Source organism: Sedimentibacter acidaminivorans, from assembly GCF_017873955.1.
Taxonomy (GTDB): Bacteria; Bacillota; Clostridia; order Tissierellales; family Sedimentibacteraceae; genus Sedimentibacter; species Sedimentibacter acidaminivorans.
The window spans coordinates 165,161-180,388 of sequence record NZ_JAGGKS010000007.1 but is presented as its reverse complement, the minus strand read 5'-3'; the positions used below and the strand labels follow the sequence as shown (position 1 = coordinate 180,388).

Here is a 15,228-nt window from a genome sequence, read left to right as displayed (position 1 = left end):
ATATCACAATTGGAGGAATACTATGAAAAAAATAACATCAATTTCTATAGCATTATCAATAATAATATCTTTGTTAACTAGTTGTACATCACAACCTAAAGAAATAGAACCAACAACGGACCCTATAGAAGCTACTGTAACATTGCCATTAAAAGACCGTGCTAGAAATGAAATTACAGTTCCAAAGGAAATTAATTCTATAATATCAATGTCCCCTTCTATTACGGAAGTATTAGTAGACTTAGGATTTGGGGATAAAATTATTGCAGTTGATACATATTCTGAGGATATACCAGGTTTACCAAATGGTATTCCAAGTTTTGATATGATGGCACCTGATTCTGAAAAGCTTGTAGCATTAAATCCTGACATTGTTTTTGCAACAGGTATGAGTATGAGTAAAGGTAATGATCCATTTAAACCAATTAGAGATATGGGAATTTGCTTGGCATATATACCATCAAGTGACAGCATTCAAGGTATTTATGATGATATAATGTTTATTTCAGATACAATGCAAGTTTCACAAAAAGGTCAAGAAATTGTAGATAATATGAAAACTAAAATTGCAGAAATAAAGAAAGTTTCTGATACAATTACTGAAAAGAAGACTATATACTTTGAAATTAGCGCACAACCGAGTTTATATAGTTTCGGTAAAGGTGTATTTTTAAATGAAATGATTGATATAATTGGTGCTACCAATATATTAGCAGATCAAGAACAATGGATTGCAGTATCTGATGAAGCCATTGTTGCTGCAAACCCAGATGTAATAATTACAAATGTTGATTACATTGAAAATGCCGTAGATGAAATTAAATCCCGTACTGGATGGGAAAATGTAACTGCAATTAAAAATGGTTATGTTTATTATGTAGATAAGAATGCAAGTTCTTTATCTAATCATAATATTGTTAAAGCATTAGAGCAGATGGCAAAATATATCTATCCAGATAATTTTTAATAATTATGAAGTTACGAGCAAAAGCAATTATTTCCATATGTATGTGTATAATAGTGTTGCTCTTTGGTATCGGCATTGGGAGCATTTATGTACCACCATTGGATATACTTAACATAATATTAAATAAAATATTCTCTACACCATTGCCTAGTCATATTCCCAGTACATCTGTATCAATATTGTGGAATTTGAGATTTCCCAGAGCTCTTTTAGCTTTTCTTGTAGGAGGAGCATTAGCTGTAAGTGGAACTGTAATGCAATCTGTATTAAAGAATCCATTGGCTTCTTCATATACACTTGGTGTGTCTTCAGGTGCTTCTGTAGGAGCTGGAATTGTAATAATAACAGGATTTAACATACCATTGCTAGGGATGTTTACTCTACCTTTAGTAGGATTGACATGTGGATTGCTCACTGTATTTCTTGCAGTTAGTTTTACATCACGTGTTGATAAAAATATGGAAAACAATACAATTATATTGGTAGGTATGGTCTTTTCTTTATTTATCAATGCCGTTTTAACACTTATGACAGCTATGTCAAAGGAACATCTTGAGCAGATAGCACTTTGGCAGATGGGTAGTTTTGCATTAAAGGAATGGGCAAATGTGTTTGTATTATTGCCAATTGTTTTATTAGGATTATTACTTTTAATGCGTTATTCTAAAGAATTGGATATAATGACTTTTGGTGAAGAACAAGCGCGTTCTATTGGTGTAGATATTCAAAAAATCAAGTGGCTCTTACTTGGGTTGTCAGCAGCTTTAACTGGTAGTGCCATTTCATTTGTTGGAGTTATTGGATTTATCGATTTGATTGCACCACATGTAGTGAGGAAAATATTTGGCTCATCTCACAAAATTGTAATACCTATGTCCATGCTTTTTGGTGGTGCTTTTATGATTATAGCGGATCTTGTAGCCCGTACTATCGTGTCTCCATCAGAGCTCCCAGTTGGATCAATCACTGCTTTAATTGGAGCACCATTCTTTGTATACGTATATTTTTCAAGAAGGAAGGCTGTGTAATATGCTAACATTAAACAATGTATCTGCCGGCTATGGTGGAGTTGATGTATTAACAAACATTTCTCTTTCTGTTAAAGAAGGAGAAAACTTATGCATACTCGGTCCTAATGGCTGCGGCAAAACTACTCTTGTTAAAGCTATAGCAGGGTTGATACCAAGCAAAGGAACAATTCAAATAGATGGTAAAAATATTTCCAAAATGAAAAGGCATGAAATTGCTAGTAAAATTGCAGTAATGAGTCAAATATCTTCCGTTTATTTCTCATATACTGTTTTTGAAACAGTTTTACTTGGAAGATATCTTCATATGAAAGGTAATGCATTAAAAGAACCTTCTTTTAATGACAAATTATATACTGCTGAATGTTTAAAAGCTGTAGGAATGTATGAACTTCGTGACAGGCAAATCACTACATTATCAGGTGGACAGCTTCAAAGAGTTTATCTTGCTAGAACATTAGCTCAAGAACCAAGTATCATATTATTAGATGAACCAACAAATCATTTAGATTTAAAAAACCAGGCAGAACTAATTGATTATCTCAAGGAATGGTCAAAAATAGATGGGCATACGGTAATTGGTGTTCTTCATGATATTAATCTGGCAATGAGGTTAGCAGACAATGTATTAGTTTTAGACAATGGCAGAACTGCTGCTTTAGGAAAAGCCGATGAAGTGATTACATCAAATTTATTAAACAAAGTTTACGACATGGATGTTGTTGGATTCATGACTGACTCATTAAAAAGATGGGAAAGCTTCCAATCCCAACCTTATAGTCAAGTAACTAAATTGCGTAAAATTAAGTAAAATGCAATGGGGACTGTCCCCATTGCATTTGTTTTATTTAATCAACTCATTAATAATATCACTTGTATTTTTTGTAATCTCTTTATACCTCTTGATTGTAGCATTAAATGCTTCGTCGAATACAGCAGGTAATTTTTCATTATACACTTTTACGCCTTCATATGTTATACCACCTTTTGTAGATACTCTATTTATAGTATCTTCAAAACTCAAATTTCTTTCAAGAAGCAGCCTAGGCGCTCCTGCAAGTGAAACTAACAGCATGTATTCAAGTTCTTCATCACAAATATGTTTAGTATGTTTTGAAGCTGCTTTTACAAATTCGGACATTATTTCAGCAAAGAATCCTGGGAAACTAGCGGTTAGATTTTGAGTTAAATTAATGTCTTCTTCCTCTAATACTTTAACTTCGCTCATACTTCCCATCAAATATTCAAAAAATTTGCTATCTTCTTCTGTGATAAACTCATTATGGTAAGCAAGTGTAACCCCACCATTAACCATGGAGATTAATGTTGGCATAAAAATAGTTATTTTTCCGTTGTGTATTTTATTCAAATCATTATGAGAAATCATTGATGTTGACACTAAAATATAACTTTCTTCATTTAGAAATGGCTTCATATCTAATATTACAGCTGGAATATTAACTGGTTCAGCACATACAAAAATCTTATTGCACTTCTTTGCTATTTCAGCATTGTCCTCACAAATGTTTAATGCTGGATATTCCTTAATAAAATTATTTAATTTTTCCTTTGAACGATTTGCAATATATACATCTTCTTCTCTTAATAAATTTAATTTTAAAAATTGGTTTAACAACATGGACCCAACGTTTCCAAGTCCAATAATTCCTACATTATTATTCATTTTTTCTCCTCTTTAATCTAAATTCGCAGTTTCGTTCACCAATTTATTTTCGCTATCGCTCACATAAATTCGGAACTAATTGCGGTTGAAATACCTCCGTTTTTCTCTACCTTACGGTTGAAAAGGCGAGGTTAGGGCAAACAAAAAACCACCTCTATAAAGAGGCGGATATCCGCGGTACCACTCTAATTACTGTACTAAAAAAATACAGTATCTCATTAAAATAACGGTTTTTGCCGTTTAGGTTGCAACCCCTAAATGCTCCAAGGTGGGTTCAATCTACATTGGGCCGAAAGCTTCTCACCAATTGCCTTCTCTCTTGAGACCGTATAAATTTACTAATCCTCTTCTTAACAAATATATATTAAACGTAATAATATACCATCAAAAAGTATTTGTCAACTATAAATAATGCTAATTTTAGCAAATTTTATAATTATTTAATTTTGCGAATAAATTTCTTTAACAACAATAAAACCCATACCGTTGAAACGACAATAAATACAACAAAATCAAAAAATTTATTTTCTATAATAAATTTAGAAATCCAGAAAGAGGGAAATAAGAAAAAAATTATTTGAAATTTTTCCGAAACTAAGAATGGTGCAATAATACCAATGGTTAAAATATTTGATAACTTCATAACTGCCAGCCCTTCAACTTTATTAGTTGACATAGAAACTACAATCATCGACATAATAAAACCAAATATAGACGCCATTATAGAAATTATTACTATCATGCTAACGGAAGGTCTGGTTAAGGAAAATACAATTAAAACGACTATTGACATAAACAATGATGAAATCAAAGGAAACACTAATCTGGAAACTAAATATCCACTTTTTCCAATAGGCGTAATTGCTAAATAACTTGTAATTCCATCATCAATTTCACCAAGTATAACCATAGCTGATGCAAAACTAAACATTGCAGCTGTAATGACAGCTAGGAATAAATCAAATATCAAATAATAGGGTAACAGTATTACTTTATCAAAGTGTTCAGTCAATAAATTTTCTACAAATGGTATACCAAATCGAATTAACAATCCACATAATAAAGGTGAAATGCATACAAAAAATAACATAGCATCCTTAGAAATTTGATGTATAAGATGCCTAAATGAAATAAATAACTTCTTAACAGTTATAAGAGTCATCATAATTTAATACCTCCCACACTTTGAAACATTTTTTTTATGTATTTTTGCGTAATCAAGTATAGTAAAACAATCCATGCAGATAAAATAATTACTAGTATTAACATATACTGACTGTTTCCACTAATAAATCTAATTATTATACATCCAGGATGTATTAGCATAAATGTTTTGTCATATCCAAACAGATACCACAAAGGGGGAAGAAAGCAAATTATTTCTATTGGAATAGTTGCTACAAAAAACTGATTTAAGCTAGATATATTTGAAGCTACAACCAATCCCAAAAGGGTGAAAAATATAGATCCTAAAATCGTCCCAAAAACTAAGGTTAGTAAATTAGTCTCATTTGCAGATAAGGCAATTATTACACCTACGATTGATGAAATTAAAGCTAATGAAATAACTTTTGAAAAAATATATTCCTGAACTTTCACAGGTGAAACCGCAATAGAATTCAATACCCTTTCACTCTTCTCCAGCAGTACAATTGCTCCCATAAAAAACAGCCCCATAGCTGCTGGATCAGAAAATATCATAATAGCCACTGCTTTTTCCCTCCAAGATTGGGGTAAAACAAAAACTAATGAAACATAAAAAACTGTTAAAATCATATATACAAAATAAAATCCATATTTAATTTGAAATTTAATATCTCCAAGGATTAAATTATTAATTCTCATTCAAGCACTCTCCCCGTAATATCCATAAAAATATCATTTAATGTTGGTTCACTGCTGTGAATTGATATGATTTTATTTTTACTTAAAAGTTCTTGTAATTTTTTGTCTTCGTTTGTCTTGCTTAAAATGCATTCTCTCGTTTGTTCAACTCCTTCAATATAGGTATATTTAATTTTAGATGCTCCCTTTGACATAATTAACTTATGTGGTGTATCTAACGCTTTAAGCTTACCATCAACTATAAATGCCACTCTATCGCATAATTCTGTTGCATCTACCATATTGTGAGTTGTTAAAATAATAGTCTTTCCTTTTGCTTTTTCTTCAAGAATAATATTTTTCATATCTTTACTATTGTTTGGATCTAATCCACTTGTAGGTTCATCTAAAAATAAAATATCTGGATTATGTTGCAATGCTTTAATAAAATTTAGTCTTGATTTCATACCTTTAGAATAATCAGATACTCTTTTATTTCCATCATTTTGGAGCCCCACCATTTCTAACAATTCTTCAATATCACGTAAGTTTTTAGAATATAAAGAGCCAAAAAATTGAAGATTCTGCTTACCAGTTAATTTCTCATATAAACTTGGAAATTCAAAATCAACTCCAATATTCTCATAAAAATTATTACTATAATTTTTACTTTCTATACCATTAACAATTGAATTTCCTTTATATGTCTTTATTAACCCCGTTAGAATTTTTTGCAAAGTACTCTTGCCTGCTCCTGATGGCCCTAAGAACCCAAAAATTTCTCCTTTAGAAACTTCAAAATTTATATTCTCAAGAAATTTACTTTTCGAATAACTAAATGATAAATTATCAACCTGTATCATATTATTCCTCCATTAATTTCATTACTAAACCACTTATTAATAATCCTTAATACTAGCCAGAATATAGATAAAATAAAGTTGCTCTATTGTAGCAAGTTTGTTAATTATTGTCAATAAAAAATATATTTGCATTTTTTTTCAACTGTTTCTATTAATATTATCTTTATCAAAATTGGGTATAATATTATAGATAAAGTATAAAAAGGAGCTTAAAATGAAAAAATTAACTATTATATTTATGATTATGATTATGTTTCTAACATCCTGTGACAATTCTAAAAATAACGAACCTAATTTACCACCAGATGAAGGTCCAGACGATGAAATTATAGAGTCGACTGAGCTTTCAATTGAAGATTATTTTCCATTTATAGAAAATACAAAATATGAATATACTGGTGAAGGAAATGAATATGCTACATATACAGTATTCACTGATTATATAAAAGGTGACCGAATCCAAACAAGATCAAATAATGGTGGAACGGAAATAGTTAGGGTTTTAGAAAATAAAAGTGGTCAACTGAAAGTACTGCTAGACAGGGCTGAAACATATTTCAGAGAAGATTTCACTAATGTTAAAAACAATAATGGAGAAATATTATTAAAAGAACCTATAAAGGTTGGAACAAGTTGGAACAATGATGAAAATACAAAAATATCTATCACTAATATTGATGTAGACACTACGATTCCCTTGGGAACATTTAAAGCTTTGGAAGTTACAACAGAAGGGAAAGATTATACAATAATTGATTATTACGCAAAAGATATTGGATTAATTAAAACAGTAAATGCTGGCAATGGTTATGAAGTTTCATCTACATTAAGTAAAATAGAAAATGATGTACCTTTAATTCAAAATATAAATCTCTACTATCCTAATATGGAAGAAAGTGTTCTTAACTCAGCTAAGATTGATATATCATTTAAAACAAATGATGATGTAAAAGATATTATAGAAAATGCTATTAAAAACATTTCAACTCAAAATGAGGTTTTAACATCTAATGTAAAAATTAACAAACTATATCTAGGTGATGATGGTATTGTTCATATAGATTTCTCTAAAGAACTAATTAGTGAAATGAATGCTGGGGCATACTATGAATCTATGATTTTGCAAAGTATAACAAATACACTTGGCATGTACTATGGAATAGAAAAAATATATATAACTGTAGATAGTAAACCTTATGAATCTGGTCACATTCAAAAAAACGAAGGAGAGCCTTTTACTATAGACTTTGAAAATGTAAAACCTGTTGAATAAGTTTAATAAGCAAAAAAATAAAGAGGACTAACCTCGTACGATTTATGTCCTCTTTATTACTTTATATTACATATTCCCCAAAATTTATTATTTTACTTTTTCTTTTAACTTCTACAGCTGGAATACCAACCACTGTTGAATTTGGATTAGTATCATGCAAGACTACTGAATTTGCTCCAATCTTTGTTCCTGAGGCAATATAAATATTACCTAATATTTTTGCTGAAGCACCAATTGTTACATTATCTCCTACTGTAGGGTGCCTTTTCCCTTTTTCATTTCCAGTTCCTCCTAATGTAACACCATGAAACATTGTAACATTATCTCCTATTACAGCAGTTTCTCCTATAACAACTCCCATACCATGGTCTATAAATAACCCTTTACCAATTGTTGCTCCTGGATGAATTTCTATACCTGACTTATGCCTAGCTATATTAGATATCGCCCTAGCTAAAAAGAAATGCTTCTTTTTATACAATTTATTTGCTATTCTATATGCTATTATTGCCTTCATATGAGGGTATAAAAGGAAAATTTCTAATCTATTTCTTGCTGCTGGATCTCTGTCAAAAACGGAATCTATATCACTTATTATTGATTTTATAAATTTTATCATTATTTACCTCCAATTTGCATAATTTAAGTTATTTAAATAAAATTCAAACTCTATATTTAATGAACTAAAAAAACAAAACACTGACCTTACAACGATTATTTTAGTTAGTTGTAATTTAATACAGACATATACTTTTCCCCACCATCTGGTGATATTGTCAATATTTTTTTGTTAGATCCATATTTCTGTGCAAGTTTTCTAGCTGAAGCTACATTAGCACCTGTAGATATACCTACTAATATACCTGTTTTAGCTGAAACTTCTATTGCAGTGTCCTCTGCTTCTTCATCTGTTACAGTAATAATTTCATCAACATTGTCACCCTTATATATTCCAGGTATAAATCCAGCACCTATCCCTTGTATTCTATGTGGAGAAGCTGTTCCACCTGATAAAACTGGTGATTTATGAGGTTCTACTCCAGCTACGATAATTTTTTTATTAAACTCTTTCAGTTTCCTTGACACTCCCACAAGAGTTCCTCCTGTACCTACAGCTGCTGTAAATATATCTAAGTCATTAAGCTGCATTATTATTTCTTCTGCCGTTGTCATATAATGGAATTCTGGATTGGCTGGATTATTAAACTGGTCAGGCATGAAATATTTTTTATCCTCTTTAACCATTTCTCCTGCCCTCTTTATAGCTCCTGTCATTCCTAATTTTCCTTCTGTTAATATTAAAGTTGCACCATAGGTAGCTATTAACTTACGCCTTTCAACACTCATTGTTTCAGGCATTGTTATAATTACCTTGTATCCCTTTAACCTACCTATTAGAGCCAATCCAATTCCTGTATTACCACTTGTAGGTTCAATTATTATACTGTCTTTTTTTAAATAACCTTTATTTTCTGCATCAAGTATCATCCCAAGAGATGCTCTATCCTTAATACTTCCACCAGGATTAAACTTCTCCATCTTTATATAAATGTTCTCGTTTGGTAGTTTCACTATGGGTGTATTTCCTATTAGTTTTAATGTACTATAATTTCTCATAAATTTTACCATCCTTTATTTTTTTATTAACCACTAAACAAGAAAATAACATTTTTTAATACAAAAAATCCGTCTCTAAAAAACTATTAGAGACGGATAATAATCCGCGGTTCCACTCTTATTGACAATAACTGTCCACTTAAAAGCACTATCATGCTCTCTTATTGTAACGGATAAGCTCCGCAGCAGCCTACTTAAATATTTCGGTGCTGTACTCAAAAGGGCACTTCATATATATTTCCAATAAGTATCCTTTCAGCCTTGAGATACTCTCTCTAAAAATTCTATATATATTACTTTCCTTCATCATGGTATTTCCTACTGTTTTAGTTGGGTTTAATTTCTTTTATTATATTATATAAATTTCAAAAAAGCAACTACTTTTTTAAAACTATTTTATTTTTTATTAGTCACTAAATAATATATGCCTATTCCTACTCCACCTAAAAAATCCATTACTAAATCCCACATTGTATCAGTAATTCCATATCCTTTTGCTAATTGTGTATCTAAGTTAAATAATGAATCAATTGCAAATTCATATATTTCCCATACTACACCTCCAATACATGCAATTCCAACAATAAATAAAAACATTAATAATTTTGTAATTTTAAGTTTCCCTGCATTCTTATTTAATATGACGTTTCCTATATTGCCTAGGATTATACCTGACAAAATATGCATCAGCATATCCCACCATTCAATTTTATCATAAAAATCCCACATGTTACCCATTACTAAACTAAAAATACAATACAAATAAACTGTGGAAGTTATAGTATATTCAATTTTATAAAATTTGTGATTTATATAATCAATAATAAAAGTTAATACCAAAACTATTGACCCACCTGCGGTTCCTACCCAATGTTTTATGAATATAGTATAAACAAGAGAAACAACTATTGAAATTCTTAATAACCATTTTGCAAACAATTCTATTTTTCTCATTCTTCCTCCCAACTTAATTTTCTTGCTCTTGAATATACGTATAAATTTTAAGTAATGCTTATCATATAGTATAGTATTTATTTAAAATTTTATTATAATTATTATATTAGAACAAATATGCTTTACAGCTAATTTTAAAAAAATACCCCAGAATAATGAGAGGGATTATCTGGGGTGTATCAGTGTATAAAATTTATAAACTTAATTAAATTAATTAAATGCTTGTTCTGTTCTATCTATTATTTCATCCTGTAAAGCTTTTTCAAGGTTATTGAAATGGTCTGAATATCCAGCTACCCTTACAATTAAATCTTTATATTCATCAGGATTTTTCTGTGCATCTAAAAGAACATCTCTATCTATAACATTAAATTGAATGTGGTGACCCTTCATATTAAAGTATGCCCTAATCAGTGAAGATACATTCACAAGTCCTTCTTCTCCAGCGATTGACGATGGTGCAAATTTTTGATTTAAAAGTGTTCCACCTGTTGATGTGTGATCCATTTTTGCACAAGATTTAATAACCGCTGTAGGTCCATTAGTATCTGCACCTTTCTCTGGTGAAATACCATCTGTTACAGGTTTATGAGCTAATCTTCCATTTGCAGATGCTGTCATTACAGATCCAAAGTATACATGACATGTTGTAGGTAACATATCTATTTGGTATATTCCACCACAAACAGCTTTTCTACCTTTTATTCTATCTCTAACATTAGTGAAAACATCAAGCATAATATCATCTGCATAATCATCATCATTTCCATACTTAGAAGTGTGATTTAGTACTAGATTTCTTGTCATTTCATGACCAACAAAGTTTGCATCAATTGCAGCTAGCATTTCCTTCATTGAAAATCTATTTTGTTCAAAAACATTATATTTAATAGCTGCTAGGCAGTCGGTTATTGTTCCTATTCCAACTACTTGAATATATCTAGTATTATATTTTGCACCACCAGCATTATAATCCTTTCCACTTTCTTTACAGCCGTTTGTTATAACTGACATAAATGTAGAAGGCATATACTTCTCAAATATTTTTTCTATAACATTGTTTCCTTCTATCTTAACATTTATAAAGTACTCAAGTTGCTTAAAAAATGCTTCTTTTAACTCATCATATGATTTAAAATCTTCTGGATTACCTGTTTCTAGACCAATTTTTTTGTTAGTGTAGTGGTCAAATCCATTATTTATTGTAATTTCAAATATTTTAGGTACATTTAAATAACCTGTCAAAACATATGCTTCCCTACCATGACATCCTGTTTCTACGCATCCGCTTGAACCACCATACCTTGCATCTTCTAATGTTTTACCCGCATTGAGAAGTTCTTGAATTAATTCCTCAGTGTTGTAAAATGCTGGTTGACCCCAACCTTTTCTTGAAATTTCAACAGCCCTTTTAACAAAATCATCAGGATTTTTTTCACTTACCTGTACGTTGGAACTTGGTTGCAAAAGTTTCATTTCATCCATTGTGTCTAAAATAATATACGATACTTCATTAACCCCATTTTCACCAGTAATTGGATCTATCCCACCAGTATTTATATTTGCAAAATCTGTATATGTTGCACTTTCTTTTAGCGTTATACCTACTTTTGGAGGCGCAGGCTGATTATTAAATTTAATCCAGAAACATTCAAGAAGTTCTCTTGCTTTATCATAGTTCATACTACCATCTGCAACTTCATTTTTATAAAATGGATGCAAGTATTGATCTATTTTTCCTGGTGAAAATGCATCCCAGGTATTTAACTCTGTAGTTGTTCCTATGTGTACAAACCAATACATTTGTAGTGCTTGTGCAAATGTTTCAGGTTTATTTGCAGGTACAACATCACAATTGTCCGCAATCCATAAAAGCTCTTCTTTTCTTTGTGGATTTTTTTCCTTCTCAGCTAGTTCTCTCGCATATGCTGCATATCTTTGACCATATATCATTATCGCATCACATGAAATAGCCATACCTTCTAACTGTGCCTTTTTATCGTATGCATCTTTATCATTTAAAAAATCTAATTTGTCAATTTCTTCTTCTATCTCTTTTTTAAAGTCAAGAAATCCTTTTTGATAAATCTTTCCATCTGCAACGGTGTGTCCTGGTGCTCTTTGTTCCATAAACTCAGTAAACATACCTGCAGCATAGCAATCTTTCCATTCAGGAGTCATTGATTCAAGTATTTTATCTCTTGTTGATTTACCCTTCCAATATGGAATGATTTTTTCAGCTTGAACTTCTTTATCTTTGTCATTAACCTTAAAGCTTATATATGTCCTGCTGTCCATGACAGTCATGTCCTCAACCGTGTGAGCGCACAGCTCTGGAAATGTTGGCACTACCTGTGGCCCTTCACTTTTTTCACCTACAATAAGCTCATGTTCACCAATATAAAGCTTTCTTTTTTCCATTAAGTTTTTAAAATTCAAAGCTCTAAGAACTGGAATTTCGATATTACCGTAATTTTTCTGATAAAACTCAGTTTCTAACAAAGCCCTTTCTAAACTTACTGATGGTTGTGTAGTAACACTTTCTTGCCTTAATATTTTAGTTCTTTCAGTATAACCTCTCATATAACACTAACCTCCTATTTTTACAATATAACCATTTTTTTTAAATATTTCTTTAAGATAATTCATTTTAGTTTCAGATGGAACTATCATTTTTTCATCTTCATAAACAAGTCCTAATTTTTCATATTTATGCTTAGCTATGCTGTGATATGGAAGTAAATTTACTTTTTTAATATTTAATTCTTTTAATAACTCTATAGTTTTCTCAATATGTGCTATATTATCGTTTATATTGCCAATAATAGGCATTCTCACATTTATATTAGAATGAATTTTAGATAATTTAACAAGATTGTCTATTATATCTTTATTCGAAGCACCTATATACTCCTTGTGTTTATCATCATCGATTAATTTTAAATCATATAGAAATAAGTCTGTATATTTTGCAGCTCTTTCTAAAATTTCAAAACTTACTGCTCCGCTGGTATCTATTGCAGTATGTACTTTTTCCTCTTTGAGTTTCCTTAATAATTCCTCAACAAATTCTATTTGAATTAAAGGTTCTCCTCCCGATAAAGTCACGCCTCCATTAGACTGATCATAAAAAATTTTATCTTTCATAACCTCTTTCATAACTTCATCAACACTATATCTTCTACCAACAACTTCTCTTGCACCATACATACAGTAAATAACACATTCACCACAGTAATTACACTTATCTTTATCTGTAGTCAACTTACCATCTTCAATTGTTATTGCATCAGTTGGGCATACTTCTTTACATTTTCCACAAAGCACACATTTTTTATTATCATAAAGTATTTCTTTATTTATATCTTGACTTTCAGGATTATGACACCACAAACATCTTAATGGGCATCCTTTTAAAAATACTGTGGTCCTAATACCTGGGCCATCATGAACAGAAAATTTCTGTATGTTAAAAATTAATGCATCATTCATCATCAGTTCTCCAAATTCTATTAGCAATTAATCCGTTTCATTAAATAACTAGCAATATATATGCCAAATATAGTTTATTGAAATTTACTTGTTTTTAAAACATTTTATTGTGTGATGTATAATTTTCCAGACATGTATGCGACAGTTTTTATGACAATTGTTGTATTTTTAATAAAAACAAATAATCCCTTGCGTTGTTATGCACAGCAAGGGATTATTTATGTTTTTATTTTTTTAATAAAATTATATGCAATTTTAGCAGTGAGCCCCCAAATGATATAATCATTATATTTATAAAAATATACAGGATATTTAATTTTATCCCATTTATAATTATTTCCTTGGATAATCATATGAAATGGAAAGTTTTCCTCAGCTTCAGGATGATAATTAACAAAATATCTTTCAGGTTCATTTTCAAGAAAAAATGATAAAGGAACATAAAAAAGTTCAGAAACTTCATCTTTGCTAAACTTAATATTTGTATGAACAATATCTTTTATATAACCTAAATAAGAGTAAACAAATGCTCCTTCTTTATGAGATGCATAATCAAGCTCTGCAATTATTTTAATATTCTCTTTTTCAATACCTATTTCTTCGGTTGTTTCTCTAACTGCTGCCTCAAGTGGGCTTTCTCCATCTTCAATTTTCCCCCCTGGGAATGATATTTCTCCAGGCTGCCTTTTAATTGACATAGATCTTACTTCAAAAATTAAATTCAATTCATTATTAATTTCAATTAGAGGGACTAACACAGAAAAATTCGTACCATCAACTATGGGTTTTGCCTTTATTCCTCTTAATACATTTTCAATTTGTTTTAAATTCATTTAATTTACCTATTATTCATTAAATTTGCTATTAGGAAAAACGAAATAAATCCTAAGACAATTATTAGTATGCCCTGATATAATTCATTTCCTATTAATATATTAGAAGTATTAAAAAGTTTTACTAAACCAAATAATATAAATACTAAACCTGATATTATTTTTATTATATATGAAGGAATTCTTTTAGTCAATGCTGTTCCAATAATTATTCCTACGCATCCTACAAAAATCATACCTGCAATCGACCCCATTAAAACAAAAAACGGATATTCAGATTCCATAGCAATTGTCATTGCAGTCAATTGAGTTTTATCACCTAACTCACCAACAAAAAAAGTTATTGCTACAGCTATTATTGGTCCACATTTTAACGTTGTAGTTTTCTTATCTTCATCAGTGTCATCTTCTAAAGCAAGCAGACCAAAAACAATAAAAATAACTCCAGCAAAAACTTGTAATAAATTAAAGTTTATTATATTTGATATGTAAGTACCTATAACAATTGCCAAGCCATGATTTAGTGCAACTCCAACTACTATTCCCAAAAGTACTTGTACAATAGAATATCTTGCTGCGCATGTCATGAGTAATATCTGAGTTTTATCACCCATTTCAGCTACAAAAATTAGTAAGAACGTCTTAATGAACTCATATATCATCTCTTCACCCCATGTTCCCATAATAAAAATA

15 protein-coding genes and 2 other annotated features are annotated in these 15,228 nt (G+C 30.3%); of the genes, 4 read left to right on the top strand and 11 right to left on the bottom strand.

The genetic code is table 11. From position 1 onward, the window contains the following. The first annotated feature begins 22 nt into the window (after positions 1-22). The 3 genes from J2Z76_RS12245 to J2Z76_RS12235 are packed head-to-tail and all read left to right on the top strand — an operon-like array spanning position 23 to position 2,806. A complete protein-coding gene (locus J2Z76_RS12245) occupies positions 23-967 on the top strand; it encodes an ABC transporter substrate-binding protein (RefSeq protein ID WP_209512347.1) in 945 nt (314 codons plus the stop codon). A 5-nt stretch (positions 968-972) separates the two neighbouring features. Next, complete coding sequence (locus J2Z76_RS12240) at positions 973-1,995, top strand: FecCD family ABC transporter permease (protein ID WP_209512346.1); 1,023 nt, start codon at positions 973-975, stop codon at positions 1,993-1,995. 1 nt (position 1,996) lies between these two features. Beyond that, entirely contained in the window at positions 1,997-2,806 is an 810-nt protein-coding gene (locus tag J2Z76_RS12235; RefSeq protein WP_209512345.1) for an ABC transporter ATP-binding protein, read from the top strand. A gap of 33 nt (positions 2,807-2,839) precedes the next feature. Here the strand turns inward: J2Z76_RS12235 and J2Z76_RS12230 are convergent, their stop codons facing one another. From J2Z76_RS12230 to J2Z76_RS12215, 4 genes are all read right to left on the bottom strand, one after another. Further along, positions 2,840-3,679, bottom strand: a complete 840-nt coding sequence (locus tag J2Z76_RS12230; RefSeq protein WP_209512344.1) for an NAD(P)-binding domain-containing protein — start codon at positions 3,677-3,679, stop codon at positions 2,840-2,842. A gap of 157 nt (positions 3,680-3,836) precedes the next feature. Then, positions 3,837-4,040: a binding site (T-box leader), on the bottom strand. Between the two features lie 75 nt (positions 4,041-4,115). Continuing rightward, a complete protein-coding gene (locus J2Z76_RS12225; RefSeq protein WP_209512343.1) occupies positions 4,116-4,844 on the bottom strand; it encodes an ABC transporter permease in 729 nt (242 codons plus the stop codon). After that, positions 4,841-5,524 (bottom strand): fluoroquinolone export ABC transporter permease subunit, encoded by a 684-nt coding sequence (locus J2Z76_RS12220; RefSeq protein ID WP_209512342.1) that lies wholly within the window; start codon positions 5,522-5,524, stop codon positions 4,841-4,843. Before J2Z76_RS12220 ends, J2Z76_RS12225 begins: the two co-directional genes overlap by 4 nt. Continuing rightward, complete coding sequence (locus J2Z76_RS12215; protein ID WP_209512341.1) at positions 5,521-6,366, bottom strand: ABC transporter ATP-binding protein; 846 nt, start codon at positions 6,364-6,366, stop codon at positions 5,521-5,523. The genes J2Z76_RS12220 and J2Z76_RS12215 overlap by 4 nt, the downstream gene beginning before the upstream one ends. Positions 6,367-6,580: 214 nt before the next feature. Here J2Z76_RS12215 and J2Z76_RS12210 point away from each other — a divergent pair, with 214 nt between their 5' ends. Continuing rightward, complete coding sequence (locus J2Z76_RS12210; RefSeq protein WP_209512340.1) at positions 6,581-7,639, top strand: GerMN domain-containing protein; 1,059 nt, start codon at positions 6,581-6,583, stop codon at positions 7,637-7,639. 61 nt (positions 7,640-7,700) lie between these two features. Here the strand turns inward: J2Z76_RS12210 and epsC are convergent, their stop codons facing one another. The 7 genes from epsC to J2Z76_RS12175 all read right to left on the bottom strand — a co-directional run bounded on the left by epsC (position 7,701) and on the right by J2Z76_RS12175 (position 15,218). Beyond that, positions 7,701-8,258: a serine O-acetyltransferase EpsC gene (gene epsC, locus J2Z76_RS12205; protein ID WP_209512339.1), complete on the bottom strand. Its 558-nt coding sequence runs from the start codon at positions 8,256-8,258 to the stop codon at positions 7,701-7,703. Between the two features lie 104 nt (positions 8,259-8,362). Then, positions 8,363-9,256: a cysteine synthase A gene (cysK, locus tag J2Z76_RS12200; protein WP_209512338.1), complete on the bottom strand. Its 894-nt coding sequence runs from the start codon at positions 9,254-9,256 to the stop codon at positions 8,363-8,365. Between the two features lie 85 nt (positions 9,257-9,341). Continuing rightward, positions 9,342-9,575: a binding site (T-box leader), on the bottom strand. Positions 9,576-9,652: 77 nt separating this feature from the next. Continuing rightward, positions 9,653-10,210, bottom strand: coding sequence for a DUF2238 domain-containing protein (locus J2Z76_RS12195; RefSeq protein WP_209512337.1), 558 nt, complete (start codon positions 10,208-10,210; stop codon positions 9,653-9,655). A gap of 210 nt (positions 10,211-10,420) precedes the next feature. Then, positions 10,421-12,793 (bottom strand): trans-4-hydroxy-L-proline dehydratase, encoded by a 2,373-nt coding sequence (hypD, locus tag J2Z76_RS12190; RefSeq protein WP_209512336.1) that lies wholly within the window; start codon positions 12,791-12,793, stop codon positions 10,421-10,423. A 6-nt stretch (positions 12,794-12,799) separates the two neighbouring features. After that, positions 12,800-13,702, bottom strand: a complete 903-nt coding sequence (locus J2Z76_RS12185; protein ID WP_209512335.1) for a trans-4-hydroxy-L-proline dehydratase activase — start codon at positions 13,700-13,702, stop codon at positions 12,800-12,802. Positions 13,703-13,920: 218 nt separating this feature from the next. Further along, on the bottom strand, positions 13,921-14,535 hold the full coding sequence (locus J2Z76_RS12180) for an NUDIX hydrolase (protein WP_209512334.1): 615 nt from the start codon (positions 14,533-14,535) through the stop codon (positions 13,921-13,923). Between the two features lie 5 nt (positions 14,536-14,540). Next, the gene (locus tag J2Z76_RS12175; protein ID WP_209512333.1) at positions 14,541-15,218 is read right to left on the bottom strand and encodes a TMEM165/GDT1 family protein; all 678 of its coding nucleotides are present in this window, start codon (positions 15,216-15,218) and stop codon (positions 14,541-14,543) included. Positions 15,219-15,228 lie beyond the last annotated feature (10 nt).